The organism is Paenibacillus sp. FSL H8-0332 (assembly GCF_037963835.1).
GTDB lineage: Bacteria > Bacillota > Bacilli > Paenibacillales > Paenibacillaceae > Paenibacillus_AQ > Paenibacillus_AQ rhizoplanae.
On record NZ_CP150145.1, the window covers coordinates 3,564,463 to 3,581,354 of the forward strand.

At 47.0% G+C, this 16,892-nt stretch carries 10 protein-coding genes and 2 pseudogenes; 10 read left to right on the forward strand and 2 right to left on the reverse strand.

What is annotated here, in order from left to right:
• The 8 genes and pseudogenes from NST43_RS15325 (at nucleotide 1) to NST43_RS15360 (ending at nucleotide 7,883) form a co-directional block, all read left to right on the forward strand.
• Nucleotides 1-1,266, forward strand: a complete 1,266-nt coding sequence (locus NST43_RS15325) for a hypothetical protein (RefSeq protein WP_339225181.1) — start codon at nucleotides 1-3, stop codon at nucleotides 1,264-1,266.
• A 30-nt stretch (nucleotides 1,267-1,296) separates the two neighbouring features.
• On the forward strand, nucleotides 1,297-2,349 hold the full coding sequence (locus NST43_RS15330) for a hypothetical protein (protein WP_339225182.1): 1,053 nt from the start codon (nucleotides 1,297-1,299) through the stop codon (nucleotides 2,347-2,349).
• A gap of 406 nt (nucleotides 2,350-2,755) precedes the next feature.
• On the forward strand, nucleotides 2,756-4,732 hold the full coding sequence (locus NST43_RS15335) for a sigma-70 family RNA polymerase sigma factor (protein WP_339225183.1): 1,977 nt from the start codon (nucleotides 2,756-2,758) through the stop codon (nucleotides 4,730-4,732).
• Between the two features lie 37 nt (nucleotides 4,733-4,769).
• Nucleotides 4,770-4,898 (forward strand): annotated as a pseudogene (locus tag NST43_RS15340) (DsbA family protein); the annotation flags it as partial.
• Between the two features lie 35 nt (nucleotides 4,899-4,933).
• Nucleotides 4,934-5,074 (forward strand): annotated as a pseudogene (locus NST43_RS15345) (tyrosine recombinase XerS); the annotation flags it as partial.
• 239 nt (nucleotides 5,075-5,313) lie between these two features.
• Nucleotides 5,314-5,616 carry a metalloregulator ArsR/SmtB family transcription factor gene (locus tag NST43_RS15350; RefSeq protein WP_339225184.1) on the forward strand — a complete coding sequence of 101 codons (303 nt, stop codon included), beginning with the start codon at nucleotides 5,314-5,316 and terminating at the stop codon, nucleotides 5,614-5,616.
• A 265-nt stretch (nucleotides 5,617-5,881) separates the two neighbouring features.
• Nucleotides 5,882-7,078, forward strand: coding sequence for an MFS transporter (locus tag NST43_RS15355; protein WP_339225185.1), 1,197 nt, complete (start codon nucleotides 5,882-5,884; stop codon nucleotides 7,076-7,078).
• 454 nt (nucleotides 7,079-7,532) lie between these two features.
• Nucleotides 7,533-7,883, forward strand: coding sequence for a hypothetical protein (locus NST43_RS15360; protein WP_339225186.1), 351 nt, complete (start codon nucleotides 7,533-7,535; stop codon nucleotides 7,881-7,883).
• Nucleotides 7,884-7,899: 16 nt separating this feature from the next.
• Here NST43_RS15360 and NST43_RS15365 read toward each other — a convergent pair whose 3' ends face one another.
• A complete protein-coding gene (locus NST43_RS15365; protein WP_339225187.1) occupies nucleotides 7,900-8,610 on the reverse strand; it encodes a hypothetical protein in 711 nt (236 codons plus the stop codon).
• A 77-nt stretch (nucleotides 8,611-8,687) separates the two neighbouring features.
• Between NST43_RS15365 and NST43_RS15370 the strand changes: the two genes are divergently transcribed.
• A complete protein-coding gene (locus NST43_RS15370) occupies nucleotides 8,688-9,866 on the forward strand; it encodes a hypothetical protein (protein ID WP_339225188.1) in 1,179 nt (392 codons plus the stop codon).
• Nucleotides 9,867-10,260: 394 nt separating this feature from the next.
• Complete coding sequence (locus tag NST43_RS15375; RefSeq protein WP_339225189.1) at nucleotides 10,261-15,843, forward strand: sugar-binding protein; 5,583 nt, start codon at nucleotides 10,261-10,263, stop codon at nucleotides 15,841-15,843.
• Nucleotides 15,844-15,979: 136 nt separating this feature from the next.
• Here NST43_RS15375 and NST43_RS15380 read toward each other — a convergent pair whose 3' ends face one another.
• A complete protein-coding gene (locus NST43_RS15380) occupies nucleotides 15,980-16,834 on the reverse strand; it encodes an alpha/beta hydrolase (protein WP_339225190.1) in 855 nt (284 codons plus the stop codon).
• Nucleotides 16,835-16,892 lie beyond the last annotated feature (58 nt).

Consider the following 16,892-nt stretch of genomic DNA (forward strand, 5'->3'; position numbering starts at 1 on the left):
ATGGCTTCACAACCACTGTCTAATCAGCAGGAAGCGGGTCAACCCTTTTGGCTGGAAGCAGTCGAGCAGTTTGGATCACCCGTTTATGTATATGACGAGGGAAAGCTGGCCTCCGATTATTTTTCGCTGCGGGACGCTTTACCCAAGGATGTGACGCTATATTATTCCATGAAGGTCAATCCCAATCCGGAGGTATGCCGTCTCGTTAACGGCTGGGGTTCGCCGATCGAAGTCGCATCGGTTGGGGAATATGAGATTGCCCGCTCTAACGGGGTAAATCTGAACAGCATCGTGTTTACCGGACCGGGCAAAAGCGCGGACGAGATTCATCATGTGCTTCGCCATGGGATCTACGCGATTAATGCGGAGTCCATCCCGGAGCTATTCGTCATTCACGATGAAGCGGTTGCGCTTGGTATTGCCGCTCCCGTTATGTTAAGGGTCAATTTGTCTATTGGAGCCAAAGGCTCGCGTATGTCATCGGTCGGACTTGCCTCCCAGTTTGGCATCGACGACAGTGAAATTAATGAAGCGGTGCACACCGCCATTAACCTTGAAGGGCTAAAGCTGATCGGATTGCACACGTACCAGGGCACGCAAAATTTTCACCTCGACTTTTATAGGGAGAGCGTTCCGATGATGTTCGGTCTCACCCGGCAGGTGCGAAACCAATTCGGCCTGCAGCTTCGATGCTTAGGGCTCGGCGGCGGTTTCGGCGTTCCCATGTTTGAAGGCGATGAGCCGTTTCCTGTCGAAGCTTTCGGGGCGTATCTTGCCGGGGAGTTAGAGCGCAACCGGGATCTGGAACTCAAAATGGTATTCGTAGAATCAGGACGACGAATTGCCGCAACTATGGGGATTTATGCGGTCAGAGTGCTGTACACCAAGCTCTCCAAAGGCAAAGCCTTCGCCATTGTCGATGGGGGAACCCACCATCGGGCTTTTTCCAGCCTGATGGGACGAAGCTTCAAGCAGTCTCTGCCTCTTCAGCTTTGGAAGGCGGGGGAGCGCAAGCTATACGAATCCGGTGAAGGAGAAGGTCGAATCTCCTACAATGTTTGCGGTAAATTGTGCACTCCCGCAGATGTGCTGCAAGGCAGCGTCATGCTCCCCCTTCTAGAGCCAGGGGATTGGATCGCGTTTCCCCATTTGGGGGCATATGGCTTAACCTGCGGCAATGTTCATTTTCTGTCTCATGCTCTTCCGAAGGAAGTTATGCTTCGCCCTGACGGTACGTTAAATGATGTGAGCTGGCTATCCACCTAATAAGTGAGTTCATCATAGGGAGTTGATCATGTGAAGCCTACCCATCGGATTTTGCCTTATAATGACATATGGCTTGATTGTGTCAATAATAACTTGATGTCGATTCTCATTAGTCATCATTCATCGTTCGAGAAGCTGCCTCTGACTTTTAAAACGCAGTACTGGAAAAAACTCATCCACCAGACATTCCCCGAAGACAATTTTGAAAGCTTGCTTCATCAAGGATTAATGCTGCCGAAAGTTCAATATGACACGGAACAGCTCTATCATTATCTTCGCTTTGAGGATCAGCTTCTTGAGCAATCTGATATCCCTTTGCTGGATGAGATGATTCAAGGCGCTTTAGACAAGAAGAAATATGTCTTTCTCGATGTAGACCGCTTTTTTTATTCCAGTGGAAGAGAATCCGGAAAAATACATTTTATCCATCCGACCTTTATTCATGGAAAAAGTGCGAGTGGGGAGGCATACACAGTAATTGAAGATTGCTTATCTCCAGGGCGAATGCACGATTATCAAACTCCACTTGAAGTCATTATGGAATCTACCCAATATCTAATGACAAGCGGCAAAAAAGTCAGATTGATAATGGTTTCTGTGCATGAAGGATCGATAAGGAATTTTAACCATGAATTTTCAGTACAGGACTCGTTTATCTCAGAACTCAGAAGCAATCTATTGGATGATAAAGTCGTTTTTCTTGAGCAATATGGTCTTCATTATCAGTTGGGACTAAAAGCGTTGACCGATTATGTAGAGGAATTCGAAGAGCTTGTAGGTAATTTGAACGATACTAGCATATTTGCCTTGAGAAGCAGTTCTTTTGCACAGAATCATAAGAAGAATAACAGGCTTTTTAAGTTACTGGAAGATAAATCGTCCCATACAAATCTCTATAAGAAGTTAGCAGAACAAAGCGTGGAACTAAGTCATTTATGGGAAATTTATAGAACGACAGTTATTAAAATGATCGTATCTAATCGTGTTCATGATCAAGCTATCGTAAAACTCGAAGAGATTGTGAAGAAAGAATATAACATGGTCCAGACGATGAAAATGGCAACTGAGGTTAGTAACTTATGAATAGAGAATGAATCCGAAACGGCATGGGAAAAATAATGAAGAAAAATAGGTACAGCAAACAAGCGGATAGAAAATCCGCTTGTTTGCTGTCGGGAATGGGATAAGGTTCTTGTCATTTATGACATCATGTTCTTGTCAACCAATTTCTAGCTCGCTCGCGCCATCGACTACCGGGGGATCGAACGGGGAACGGACTTGTGAGTTCTCCAATACCCGTACCGGGCTGGAAGAACTGCTTCAGTGGATGAAGGAGCTTCAGCAGGAACACGCCAAGAGTGACGTACTCTTTGGCACCCGTGCTTGCCGCATGCGGGTGGTCACTTGATCGGTCAGTTCCAGAATAATGTTACATTAATTAAATCCAAACCCCCGAGTTAGCTGTCTATATAACAGGAGGTGAACGACAATGATCGATGCACAGCAACAAATCAACGCCGCACAAAACGGAGATCACGATGCCTTCGTTTCTCTTATAAAGGATCGAACGGATAAGCTGCACCGAGTGGCTCGCCATTATGTACGGGAGTCCAAAGATGCGGAGGATATCGTTCAGGATGCCCTGCTTAAGGCTTATGAGTCACTGCAAACGCTGCAGCAAGCCGAAGCGTTTGAGAGCTGGCTTACCAGAATTGTGGTGAACCGGGCGCTCAATCATTTGGAGAGATCCAAGCGTGTTCACCTGAGCGAAGACCCGCAGGCGCAAGAGCCATTGGTCGTTAATGATATCGATCAAACCCTGGATCTGGAGCGTGCATTGGCCAGTCTGAATCCGAAGCTGCGTCAGCTCCTGTTCTTAAAATATAAGAAGGACCTGACCCAGCAGCAAATCGCCCATCTCCTGGATATGCCATTAGGTACTGTAAAAACACAATTACGGAAGGGGCTGGAGCATTTGCGCAACGAAATGGCTCAAGATTTTCCCGAACGAGACCTGGATACATTACGCCTGCAGTTAAGACAACAGGCAGAGCACCAGTTTGCCGTTTCACCGGATTATGATCTGATCGTCAATGACTATCAAGAGAACACCATGAGGGGAACAGGGAAGGGAGAAGCGGGATTCTTATGGGTTAAAACGGGGAGTGATGACGCCGTTTCTGCCACGCTCTCCAGGGACGGCAACTTGCTAGACTATGCCATTTCCTGGGCCTCATTGGACAACGGGACACGGCTATCTGAGGAGGAGCTCAAACAGCAGGCAGAGCAATTCCTGGAAGATCATTATCCCGGCGCACTGCGTGATTTTCCGTATTGTGAGATGGAGTGGATGGAAGGGATGTTTGGGTACACACGACAGCAGAAGGCGATGGGGTTGCCGCTTCCTGAGACGGGATGCCTCATTATGGTTCACCCCAGCGGTCGCGTGGTCGGATTTAGGTACTACGGAACCGTTCCAGGGCCAGCACTCCCAACCATGATCACACCAGAAGAGGAACAGATGGCGTGTATGAAGGCGAATTTTTTGCTACATGTGGAATATTGCGTATTGGACAAAGCCGTGTACACGGATGGTGACGATCAGGTCCATCTTGTTTACGCCCCCCGAAGTAGAGCACTAATCTATACTGCATCATCACAGGAGGAAGTTCCGACAGCCTATAGGGCAGAAGCAGTCCCCTATGACCCAAGAACTCTGGACGAGTGGCCAGGTGAGTTCCCGCCCGCACGAAGCCTAGAAGAGTGGATTGGCGTAGACAACGACCAATTTCAGTTAGTACAAGACGACAATATTGGCTCGAACACCAAGTTAATGGTGTGGAAGCAACAGAATGAAGAGCGTCCAGCCAAGAATGACCGGTCTTGGAAGACCTATTGGGCTGAGCAGATGGAGGGAGCGGTCAAGGCGCGAGTAGACAGCCAAACCGGACAACTGATTGACTTTGTTTCGCATGGTAAGCCAGATCAACTAGCTCCATTAACCTGGGATCGAGACGCATGTATAGAAGTAGCTATGGACTATGTCCGAGGACTAGGAGCCGAAATGTTGCCGTATCTCAAGCTTCTAACTGAAGAGACCGACGACGAAGATCGTTTGGAAATCATTCGCTTTGGTGTATATGTTCAAGACGTATCTGTCAGGGATGAATGCTATCAACTAGCTGTTGACCGCTCTAATGGGAGGGTCAAAAGTTTGATGTCCCCCTCCATAAGGCCAGAACAGTTAAAGAAGCTGGAGACCGTGCCTTCATTTGATTACCAGACAGCCATCCTCCGATGGACGGCACAGGCCAAGCTGCGTCTGCAATGGGAACGGATGCACAATGCTAGGGCGGAAGAGGCCCCGTACGAACTAGTGTATCGAATGATTGGTAGTGAGCACGAGCGGACGCCCGAAGTGCTTGACGCGCATACAGGGAAGTTATACGAAAATACTTTTTACTGACAAACAAAAACATCTAGCCCGAAACTAAGGGCTGGAAGGCATTCAAAAGCCTGCGGACGTAGAACAGCATTGGAAGGAGGTTGGTGTCCATTCCATAATGCCCATCGATGGTTCCTTATGGAAGGACGATCCCATCCTTTCTTCCTATCCACCGTCCTGTGTATATAACAAAAACCGTAGAGGAACCGAGTATGGCAAGCGTTTATTGCAGCACCTGTAGGATGCAAAGGTAAAAATAGACGTTTAACACAACGTTCTATAGAAAAACTTGTTGAGAAATATGCAACAGCCTTTGGAAAGCCGGCTTTGACGGTTCATTCTTCTTTGAGGTATTCATTTGCCATTATTTAGACAAAGGGCATGAATTCATGAAAGTAGGGAGTCTACTATCTGGTCTGAACATGGATCATTCTCCGAGGCAACAGACAAAGCTCAAGGAGGAGCAACGTAGTCAACTAGCTGTCATGTTGGAAAAGTAACATCAAGTGAATATAGGTTTTGAAGCCTAGTATACCTGAACGCTCCCGTTGGTGGAAGAGTAAAAACTTGACACATCGATAATTCCCGATATTATAATACGTATGGAGCCAATTGAGATTTTTAAAGCACTGTCTAATTCGTCGAGATTGCAAATATTGTTCTGGTTGAAAGATCCTGAAACACATTTTACGCCCTATGAAGGGGTTGACATGAGGAAAGTGGGGGTATGTGTTACTCAAGTCATGGAAAAGCTGAAGATGACACAGTCTACAGCTTCCCAATATTTATCAATTCTCCAAAAAGCAGATCTGCTTACGGTAGAACGTATCGGCAAGTATACGTATTTCAAAAGAAACGAGGAAACGTTACGCGAAATTGGTGCATTTTTCAATAACGAAATCTAATGACAACACCAGCTGAATGCTCTCAAAAGTATTCAGTTTGTTAAAAATTAATACATCGACATATTGTGTTATGTCGATTTTTCAATGCACAATTTATCGATATATCGTAATATGTCGATCTTATATGGGAGGTGAAATTGAAATGCCCGGGTTCATCAAGTCTACGATGCAATAGCAGAGGAAATGGGGAAGGGGCGTCCTCGCAAGAAATTGAAGACATATTTAAAGGATTATACAAATATTTAGTGGAGAGAGGAGCTATACCATGAAGTCTTACGCATGGAAAATTTATATGCTTACAGCCGCCAACTTCTTGGTCGGCACGTCCGAATATATCATTGCAGGAATATTAGATAAGGTTGCAGCGGATCTAGGAGTTTCCGTGTCCGCGGCTGGTCAGCTCATTACTGTATTTTCACTTGCATTTGCCATTGGGACTCCTATCCTAATGGCCATGACATCCGGAGTCGACCGGCGAAAGATGCTTCTCTATTCTCTTGGCATATTCGTTGTCGGCAACGCTGTTGCTTTTCTTTTGCCAGGCTTCTCCTTCCTGATGGTTTCCCGTGTCATATTGGCGCTCGGCACCGGCATATTCTTCGTTACCGCGATGACAGTAGCATCCAAGCTCGCGCCTTCTGAGAAGCAAGGAAGTGCTATTGCTACGATTGTGATGGGATTTTCAACTTCGTTAGTTGTCGGAGTTCCGTTAGGTAGAGTTGTCGCTTCCTTCTATGATTGGAAAGTGGTATTTGGCGGGATTGGCATCCTTGGACTATTCGCGATCCTAGCTGTATCCCTCTTGATTCCGAAATCGGAAGCTGAGGAGTCAATGCCGATTCGCCAACAGCTGTCCTTGCTGAAGGAGCCGAGAATTATCATGGCACTGATGATAACATTTTTCTTGCTCACCGGCTATTCCATTGCTTACACATACATTACGCCTTTTCTCCTTGATATTACGGGTATGAGTGAGCAAGGAGTCAGCATTGGATTACTTGTCTTTGGTATCGCCAGCTTGTTTGGCTCCAAATTCGGAGGCTACAGTTCAGATAAATGGGGTGTTTACCCTACGTTGTTTGGAGGCATGCTGGTTCAAGCAACGGCTCTTATACTCATCTTTATCGCAGGCCAATCCGCTGTTTTTATGCTTCCGCTCCTTGTGTTTTGGTCCTTTTCGGCCTGGACCTCGGGACCGACCCAGCAATTTAATCTGGTCCAGCAGGCCCCAGAGGCTGCAGGTGTAATGCTCAGCCTGAACAGCTCTATGCTGCAGCTGGCTATGGCTGCAGGCGCTGGCATAGGTGGAATTGTCATAGAGCAGATCTCCCTCATATCTATTAGCTGGATCGGAGCGATAGGAGTGACAGTAGCCGCCGCAACAACTGTCGTTTCATTGAGATTGTCGCGTTCAGAAGCAAGATGCAAGGCAGAAAGGAACGTTGTATACAATCGGACTTAACATTTCCAGAACTCAAATATTGGAAACAGTTTCAGTCACTGAGTAACGGAAATCGAATAGGGGCGGTTTCTTATGAACAAAGCAATGCCGGAAGTCTAACTTTGCCGCAGTGACTGCTCTGATACACTATTCAAAATTGCTTTTAAATACCAAGAGGTTAAAGGAAAGCGCGCTGAAGGTATAAACTTCAAGATGTATTATGAGCATACAATTAACACCAAACTACCTGAACAAGCCCGAAGCGAGCGAGCCGGGTTTGTGGTAGCAATCCGAACGTTTTCTGAAACCGGAAGATATCCTGATCGGGATTAGAATCCAATCACGTAAGTTTAGCGCTAACGTCGGAACGCGGAAGCCTGGAAATCAATGTTTACGGTTGGGGGTAGGTTTTTTGAATGCAGTGTTATAGGATAAAATGGAATAAAGTGGTTCATATGAACAGGAGGTGGGCTATTTGAGTCCTGGGGTGAAGTGGTCAGCCTTTTTCTTATCCCTACTGGGTATTGGACTAAGTTTCCTGTTTCTGTTTTTTAACCCTTACAGTGAACAAGCGGTATCCAGCAGCACAAAAGTGATTGTGGTCCTCATGCTCACATTACCTTCAGCCTTCATGGCCATGTCAATCTGGCTTGGTCTTCGCTTGCTTATGGCCATTTCTTTGATCTGGCTGGCACCCTATTCCTTCTATATCTCCATTGCTTCCATTCCGAGCATTTGGAACGTATTTTTCCTGATCCTATTGGTCCAAATCGTAGCTACCCTTTCATTTTTTAGACGCAAAAAAAACGAAGGCCTTCCCAGCTAGAGGAAGGCCTTCGTTTTTAGTTGGCTTCGATACCGAGATGAAGCAGGTTGCTGGCTATTCCATCTGTCTCAAGGTCTACATAGTAATGATACATGCCGTTTGGCCGTGGCGTTATACTTATGTAATGCTCGGCATAGGTCGTTCCGGCGATGCCGCCTCCAAAATTATAATTTATGTGCTGGACAGAAGCACTTTGTCCAGAATCGGAGCCGCCGCCCCATGAATGGTTAGAATAGTACCAATACGTTCCTAACGATGTAGGCTGGGCATCCCACCATGTCAAAGAACGTGAGTTGGCTGTATACGGATATCCCGTTGTACTGGTGTTCTCGGACCAGGACCATTGCAGTGTGGACGAATTACATAAAATATTTACTGGATCGAGTGTTTTTGCGGTGACTGTAGCTGTGTAGTTGTATATTGCCTTTGTGGTAATGGGATCATTTTCGACTTCTATAGTTGCTTCAAGCGGGGTGTAGTTTTGAACGCTATAAATTCCAGTTTGAAAGTCAACTTCGATATTGTAGGATTCTTGTTGTCCATTTGCAGGGCGGGATTTTCCGACCCGCACATGGTATTTTCCGTTTTCCTCATAAGCTTGCAGACTATCAAGAACTACTTCACTGTTGGGTGCGGCTTCGAATGTTCTGTACAATTGGCGATTGGGCGGTGATCCTTCGGCGGGCGGTAATACTTCAGCAGCATAACTCGGAATAGCTAAACTCAATGCGATAGATCAGTCCGTGGGCGGAGTGAATCATCATAAGTAGCATCAATTCAAAAAGGAAAGTTGAGTTTATCGTTTTGAAAAAGAAGTTAATCAGTCTCATGGTAGCTGCCCTGGTTTTTGCAAATGTTGGTGGGATGGTGGCTGCTAAAAATTATGATTCCTTGCCACAAGCGGTTTGGACTCAAACACCGAATGAAGATTACATAGCGATTCAGCCAGAGAGTTATTATGTGCCAGGACAAGAAACGCTGTACTTACATGTTGGAGAAGAAAGATTCTCTGAGACAAAAGCTTGGTCACCCGATACACTTCGAGCTGTAGATCCCAAAACCGGAAAGGTGAAGTGGGTATTCTCGTTTGCAAAGGCAGGATACGGATGGCCAAGTACAGAAAATCCTTTTGTTTATGCACCAGACGGTACGGTATACGCCTATTTCTCATTTCCAGGAGTTCTTTATTCTGTGAGTCCTGCAGGAAAGGAAAATTGGAGTAAGCGCGTAGGACAAGATCTAGGAGCCTTTGACGGCAAATTATATCGCATGAGTGACGGAAGCTTAATTATTGCAGGTCAGAAATCGAATACAATTGGTGCAGAAACGGTACAATTACTATCTTTCGATAAAAATGGCAAGCAGAAAGCAAGTAAGGTGGTATCCGGAAAGTTAACTACTGTGTCGAAGAACCAAATCGCCATAGAGCTGTTAACAAAGCAGGGTAATGCTCAAAAAGTTGAAGTATACAACTCTTCCTTACAGCGCTCATTCCAATACACATTCCCAAAAGGAGCAGGAGTCAGCTTTTATACTGCTTTTGCACTCGATGATGGTACTTTTGTGTTTTCAGTATATCAAGCAAATACACAAAAACTTATAGCTTTATCTTCACAAGGTTCCGCTATCTGGGGAAGAACAATCGATCAACTTGGATTTGCTTTCCAAGCTGGGGATCACTATGTGGTATTTAATCCCAAAACCAAAAAATTAAGTTTGTTCAACCAGAAGGGTTTAGTAAAGGTTAGGGTACTATCGAATTTTAATATGCCTGAGGGAGACGGCCTGCCAACAGCAAAGAAAACGGTAGAAGGAAACCTCTATGTCGATTTGCTTACCTCCCAGTATATTTTAGATGCAAAAACGTTGGCCTCTATTCACGAATTTAATGGAATACAAGGGTCTATATTGGACTTTCGTGAGAATAGTGTCTTAGTATACGACTGGAATGAGGATAGGATCTCAAAGCATATATTGAAATAAGGTTTTAATAAATTGGATATGATTTTAAAGCCGCTTTCAGAATATTAATCTGTTAGCGGCTTTTTTGGTGGATTGAATAGCATTGTATATTTAACAAAGGCTTATACAATATAGACACTTGAAGACAGGTAACATTAGGCATGGAGAGAGCTTTGACTATGCTTAAACTGCCACTTGAAGGTACTCAAACTATAAACATTCGATAACAACACTGTAGATTGATATTTGAATAAATTGTGAAATTCTGCATAGGGTGAAATAACAACAAATTTACGGAGGAGGAAAATATGAAAGCGCTATTATATTCGCTACGATGAAGTAAGCTGTTGAAGCCTTGGTGTATACGATATGGGTAAGCCGTGGGCGCACGGATCGAAAAAAAGGAGGATTTTCAATGATGTCAAAACGATTTGGCAGAGTGCTCGCGTTCCTCTGTTGCTTGCTAATGGTGGCGTCACTAATGCCTACCAGCTTTGCCGCCGCCACTGACAACAACGAGTATACAGAAGCACTTAATGGCGACAGCAGTTCTACAGCTCTTACAAGCTTGCAGACAAATGAAACGCCGACCGCCATTTTTGGAACTCCCGAACTCGGGTCAGACGACCCACTGTGGGCCCTGACAATGGAGCATCTCATCAACAAAAGCACTGTGCCCGGCGACCCCAGGCCCCATTCCACAGGCACAGCCAGGATCCTTTGGGACCAAGATTACCTATATGCTCGCGTAGTCGTGGAGGATAGCAATCTATATCAGGGACCCGGCAATGATTATCAGTACGACGGCCTGGAGTTTTATGCCGGCGCTGGAACCCAAGGTGCGAATCAATGGCGCATCAGCGCAACGGGCGTGTTTTCAGGGCAAAACGCTACGGGCAGAGCTGCGTGGACTGAGATCACGGACACAGGATATATCGTGGAGATGAGAATACCTAAAAGAACCTTGAACTTGCAGGCAGGCTCGTTTACCTTTGAAGTTTATATCAATAACTCGTCGGAAAAGGGCGGTGACCGCTATGAAGTCGTTTCCTGTTTCGGAATTCCGGACGCGGCTTACAACAATGCTGCTTCTTATACAAACAGCCTGAATCTCATTGCCGCCAATGAAGCGGACGACAGATTCTCAATCACCGCCACGGCGGAATCGGGCGGCCGAATAACGCCGAACGCAGCCGGCAATGTTCTGAGAATAGCCAGCGGCTCAGACAAAACGTTTACGGTTACCTCCGATTACGGCAAAATTGTAAATACCGTAAAGGTAGACGGAGAGGACGCAGTTCTATCCGATGATGGCACTTATACCTTCTCAAATGTTGTCGCTAACCGTACCCTTCAAGTGACATTCAAAAATGATTCGACCGCGGAGTTGCTCCCCTTTATTGTATGGAATGACAACTTCGCCCGTGGCGAGTACACGACGGCTGTCATCGTTGACTTAGGCGAAGGGAAGGCGGCGGAAGGCTCCAAGCTTAATCCGGACTTGTTTACCGTCTCGGCCAGAAACACGACCCTGAACGGCGACTCGGTAACCTTTGAAGGGACGCGCAAGATCACTAGGGTATACGCCAATGACGAACCGAAGGTACGCGGCTATCTGGGGACGGTAAGCCGTTCACCGGATTATCAGGAGGGACTGGAACGCGGCCGTTACATCGTAGTTGAGTTTGAGTTCTATTCAGAGAGCGGCGGCAATATAACACTGGATGGCAACATGAACTCAACAAAACAGGTTTACAGCGTCGTCCAAAACGGCGAGATCCCACTGACAGAAGGGGATCCGCTTAACTACGCGGTTTTTGAACAGGAAAAAGTTGTGAATCCGATCCTTGACCAATTTACAACACCTACGGGCAATTCGGTCAATCGCGCGCTCTACCTTCACAAGGATGGAAACGGTGAAGTAACGCGGGGCTTGCCGCTGTATGTCTATACCCACGGCAGGGGACGCGGCGGCACAAGCGCTGCGACTGACCCAAAAGCGGCGATGAAATCCGCGAACGGCTCGGTCGCTCTGATGAAAAAAATAGAAAAAGATCCCGATAAATACGCCAGCCATATACTGAATATTTCCTATAATGGCACGAGTACTCCCTCCACAGCCAATGTTAAGAAGGTTATAGACGACCTGGTTGCCAGCGGTGCAGTGGACCCTAACCGTATTTACGCGGCGGGCTTCTCATGGGGCGGTCAGTATACGAACAGCTTAGTTAACGCATATCCCGGCTTCTTCGCGTCCGCCGCACCTATGTCTCCGGTAAGCGGCTCACCGAACGCGAACGCCAACTACGTTCACACCAACCTGGCCTATTGGATGTTTATCAATGAGTATAACGTTGGAGTATACCAGACTAACCTCGCTAACTTCATAAACACCAATATGCCGAAAATGATCAACGCGAGAGCTTCGCGCTTTGAGAGCAATGAGGCTCTTATATGGCCTTACAATCAATTTGATCAGCCGAATCAGAAGCCGAATCCGAACCATTCACCTGCCCTGAGTGATTCGGTGGCGCACGAAGTTGAAACGGCTGTTCTTTACAACGACATAACGATGGGGACGTGGAGCATAGCGCCAACAGCGCAGTCCTCTAACTTGCCGGCTTGGAACAATGACTACACTGACGTCTTTGATTGGATGTTCGCGCAGACCGCAGCAAACAATCGGCCTGTTGCCGGATACGGTTCACCAGTATTGGGCACAAACGACAAACTGTGGGAACAAGCTGTGGAGTTTGACATCAACAACAGTAGCGCACCCGACCAGAAGATAGGCCCCAAGGCCACCGGCAAAGCCAAAGTATTTTGGGACGAAGACTTTCTGTATGCACGCGTTGTGGTTACAGACCCGAATGTCTGCGTCGGTCACACGCCTGGCACTGAGTACATGACCGACAGCGTGGAATTTTATGTCGGTGACGGAAGAAGTGGCTCAAACCAGTGGCGTATTGGCGCAAGCGGTATTTTCTCAGGTCAAGCCGCTGCGGGCCGCGACGGTTCGGTTAAACGAACTGACACCGGGTATATCGCAGAAGTGAAGATACCTAGAAGAACCATTGAATTCACGAGCAATTCCCCGATTACGTTTGATGTGTACATCAATAACTCAACTGGTGCAGGGAATGACCGTTATGAGGTTGTATCCGGTTTAGGCCAACCCGACGCGGGTTATGGCAGTTCTGACAGTTTCAAGAATAGCTTGCTGCTGCTTGGGAGCTCCACGGTAACCAGACACCCCGTTAACGCCACGGCAGGATTAAACGGCACCATCTCGCCATCCGGCTTGATTCGGGTAGCTGACGGCGGAAGCCAATCCTTTACATTCACTCCTATCAGCGGTTATGTCGTGGATACCGTAACTGTAAATGGTGCGTCTGTAGAGATTGCAAACAATACCTATACCTTGAATAACGTGAACACCGATGACAAGGTAATCCATGTTACATTCAAACCCGATCCGGCCGCAACGTTACTTAACTTTATCGTATACAACGATAACTTTGCCACCGGAGAATTTACCACAGCTGTTATCATTGATCTGGGTGCGGGAAATGAAGCTGTGGGTGCCGACCTTAGTTCAAATCTGTTTACAGTATCGGCGAGGAATACTCTGCTGAATGGTAACCTGGCATATCAAGGCACACGCACCGTCAATAGAGTATACGTCAATGACGAACCTAGACCCAGAGGGTATAAGGGTGTGAACCAGAACTCCCCTAATTATCAAGCTGGACTTACTAAAGGCCGCTACATCGTTGTAGAATTGGAATTTTGGACATTAACCGGCGGACAGTCCACTTTGGAAGCATCCAAATCCACCGTCCAGAATTACAACATTGTATCTAGTGGCGATATCAAGCTTGATGGCAAGGCTGCCATTGTTAAGTCGTCTTTCGCACAGTCAGGTACCGTTAATGAAATCATCGACAAATTTGAAGTTGGTCCCAAAATTGACAAAGCGGAAGCGATGCAGTATGGACTCTATATTCATAAGGACGGCAACGGCGTTCCGGTAGAAGGGCTTCCCCTTTACATCTACGCTCACGGTTCTACCCGCGGCGGTACACAGGACGGGGATACCTTTGCGCCCATCAGGTCCGCCAACGGAGCCACCGCGCTTATGAAAAAAATGGAGAAGAACGCTAAATACGCTAGTCATATAATCGCTCTGCGGGCTCAAAACAACGTTCAGGCAACACCCGCTACCTTAAAGGCTTATATCGATGATCTGGTAAGTAAGGGACTTGTTGACCCCAACCGTATTTACATGGCAGGCTTCTCTATGGGATCCGCTTATACGAATACTTTCTTGACGACATATCCCGATTTGCTCGCTGCCGCGGCGCCTATGTCTTATCCACCATCAATCAACGCGAAACAAGCCGAAACTCTTAAAAACTTTGCATACTGGTCATTCGTTAACACAACTGATTCTTCAACAATAAAAACAGGGGCGGAAACTTATATAGCGAATATAATGCCCCTATTGGAAAACGCTAGGCACACGTTCATCGACAGAAATGAAATATTCGTTTGGCCTTATGACCAATGGACAAAGGCGGAAGCACCTGTTAATGGAACCAATTGGATTCCTTCCGGCCATGAGATGGAAGCTTCCGTTCTGTGGAACAATATTTCAGGCTACACGGATACTTTGTCCAATGTAGGTTCCAACAAGGAGTGGAGCCTTAAACCTACGGCGCAGTCCTCTAAGTTGCCGACTTGGAACAATGACTACACTGATGTCTTTGATTGGATGTTCGCGCAGAGAAAAATGAGCGTACCCGGTGCTCCGGGCAGCTTCAAGGCGACGGCGGGCGTCGGACAGGTCACATTGAGTTGGACTGCTCCGGCTGACGATGGCGGCAGCACGATATTGGGTTACAAGGTCTGGTATGGCAACGTGACGCCGGTCACTCTAGACGCGAAGGCGACCCAATATACCTTCAAGAGCCTGAAAAATGGCCAAAGCTATACCTTCAAGATCGTTGCGGTGAGCGCGAAGGGCGACAGTGCGGAGATGAGTGCAACGGCGACGCCGACAGCTTCCAATGTGCCCAATCCTTCGGGTGGCAATACCAGCAATACGGGCAATACCAGCACCGGGATAGTCACTGGATCGTTGAAGCCGACCTACACAGTGATCACACCGAAGGATAAGCCCGCGGTCACGGACAAGAACGGCAATACCACCCTGCCCGGCGGCGGCGAGATTGCGACCAAGGGCGGGACGAAGATTAAGGTACCCGAAGGCACGACTATAGACTCAAAAGGTAAGGTGACCCTTCCGGCGGGCAAGAGCGCCGAAGTGACACTACACGGCGGTGCGAGTGCCGGCTTAGACAAAGGCATGTCGCTGAACATCCATGAGGGTACGGAATTTGTATTCGATGACGACACCCCGCTGGGCTTCCTCGTGGTGTCTGGCAATCCTTTCAGGGATGTCAACATGGACGACTGGTTCTACAGCTACGTAAACTCCGCCTACACATACGGTCTTTTCAACGGCACGACGTCCACGACGTTCTCACCGGGCACCTCAATGACGCGTGCGATGTACGTGCAGGTACTGGCCAATCTTGAGAACGTCAACCTCTCCGGCTACACGAATTCCCGTTTTAGCGACGTGACGGATGGGCAGTGGTACACGGCGGCAGTCGAGTGGGCGGCCGAAAGTGGCATCGTCAACGGTATAAACGCAGACCTGTTTGAACCCAATTCACCGATTACACGCGAGCAGATGCTGGTGATGCTGTACAATTACATGAAGTACAAGGGCTATGAGATACCTGAAAGTCAATCTAAGTCCTTCGCGGACGAGAGTCAGATCAGCTCATGGGCGTTGAAGGCCGTTCAGGCACAGCAGGGCATCGGAATTGTATCAGGTAAGCCGGGCAACTTCTTTGCCCCTCAAGCCACCGCCACCCGCGCTGAAGTAGCTACTATCTTTATAAAGTTCATCGAATATCTCGCTAAGTAAAAGCGTAAACAGAAACATGCAGACCCTTTCGGCTGAGCAAGATCCAGCCGGAAGGGTCTCTTTTCAGCAATCCTGATTTCTGGAATCTGCTCCGCAGCACCATGAAATCACTTTCACAGTTCATTGGGAGATTGTATTAATCATTTTTTAAGAATTGTTTAATAAGCTCACTGATCTCTTTAGCATGTGTTTCGAGAGCAAAATGCCCTGTATCAAGTAAATGGACTTCCGCAGATGGAATATCACGCTTATAAGCTTCAGCTCCTGCAGGGAGGAAGGCAGGATCATTTTTACCCCATACGGCTAAAAGTTTAGGTTGATACCTACGGAAATAGGCCTGAAAATCAGGATAACGATCCACATTTGTTCTATAATCAAGAATCAAGTCCAGTTGGATTTCCTCAGCCTCGGGGCGCAACATGTAAAAAATATCCAGGGAATAACCGTCTGGTGAAACAAGGCTAGCATCAGCTCCATGTAGATACTGGAAGTTGCGAATGCTCTCGGGGGTCAAGGAATCGCGACATGCTTCACGATTATCAGGTGTCGGAGAGTGCCAATAAGTCTCCCAGGATCCCCATGCATCACTAAATCCCTCAGTATAAGCGTTGCCATTCTGACTAATAATTGCTTGAATTCTTTCCGGGTGAGCCACTGCCAAACGATACCCAACAGGTGCACCGTAATCAAACACATAAAGTACATACTGTTTGAGAGCTAATGCTTCAGTAAAACCATCAATAACTTGGAACAGGCTATCGAATGTGAATTTAAATTGACTGCGCGGTGGGGTTGTAGTATGACCGAATCCAGGGAGATCAGGGGCAATGACACGGTATTGTTCTGCCAGTTTGGGAATTAGGTCGCGAAACATATGACTTGAAGATGGAAAACCGTGTAATAATAAAATAACTTGACCGTCCTTAGGACCAGCTTCACGATAAAAAACTTCAATATCTCCAACCTTTTGCTGATGGTAACTAATCTTCATTCTTACATCTCCTTAGTGTAATTGGCTTTGAACTAAGGTTATCGTATAATAAAACCAT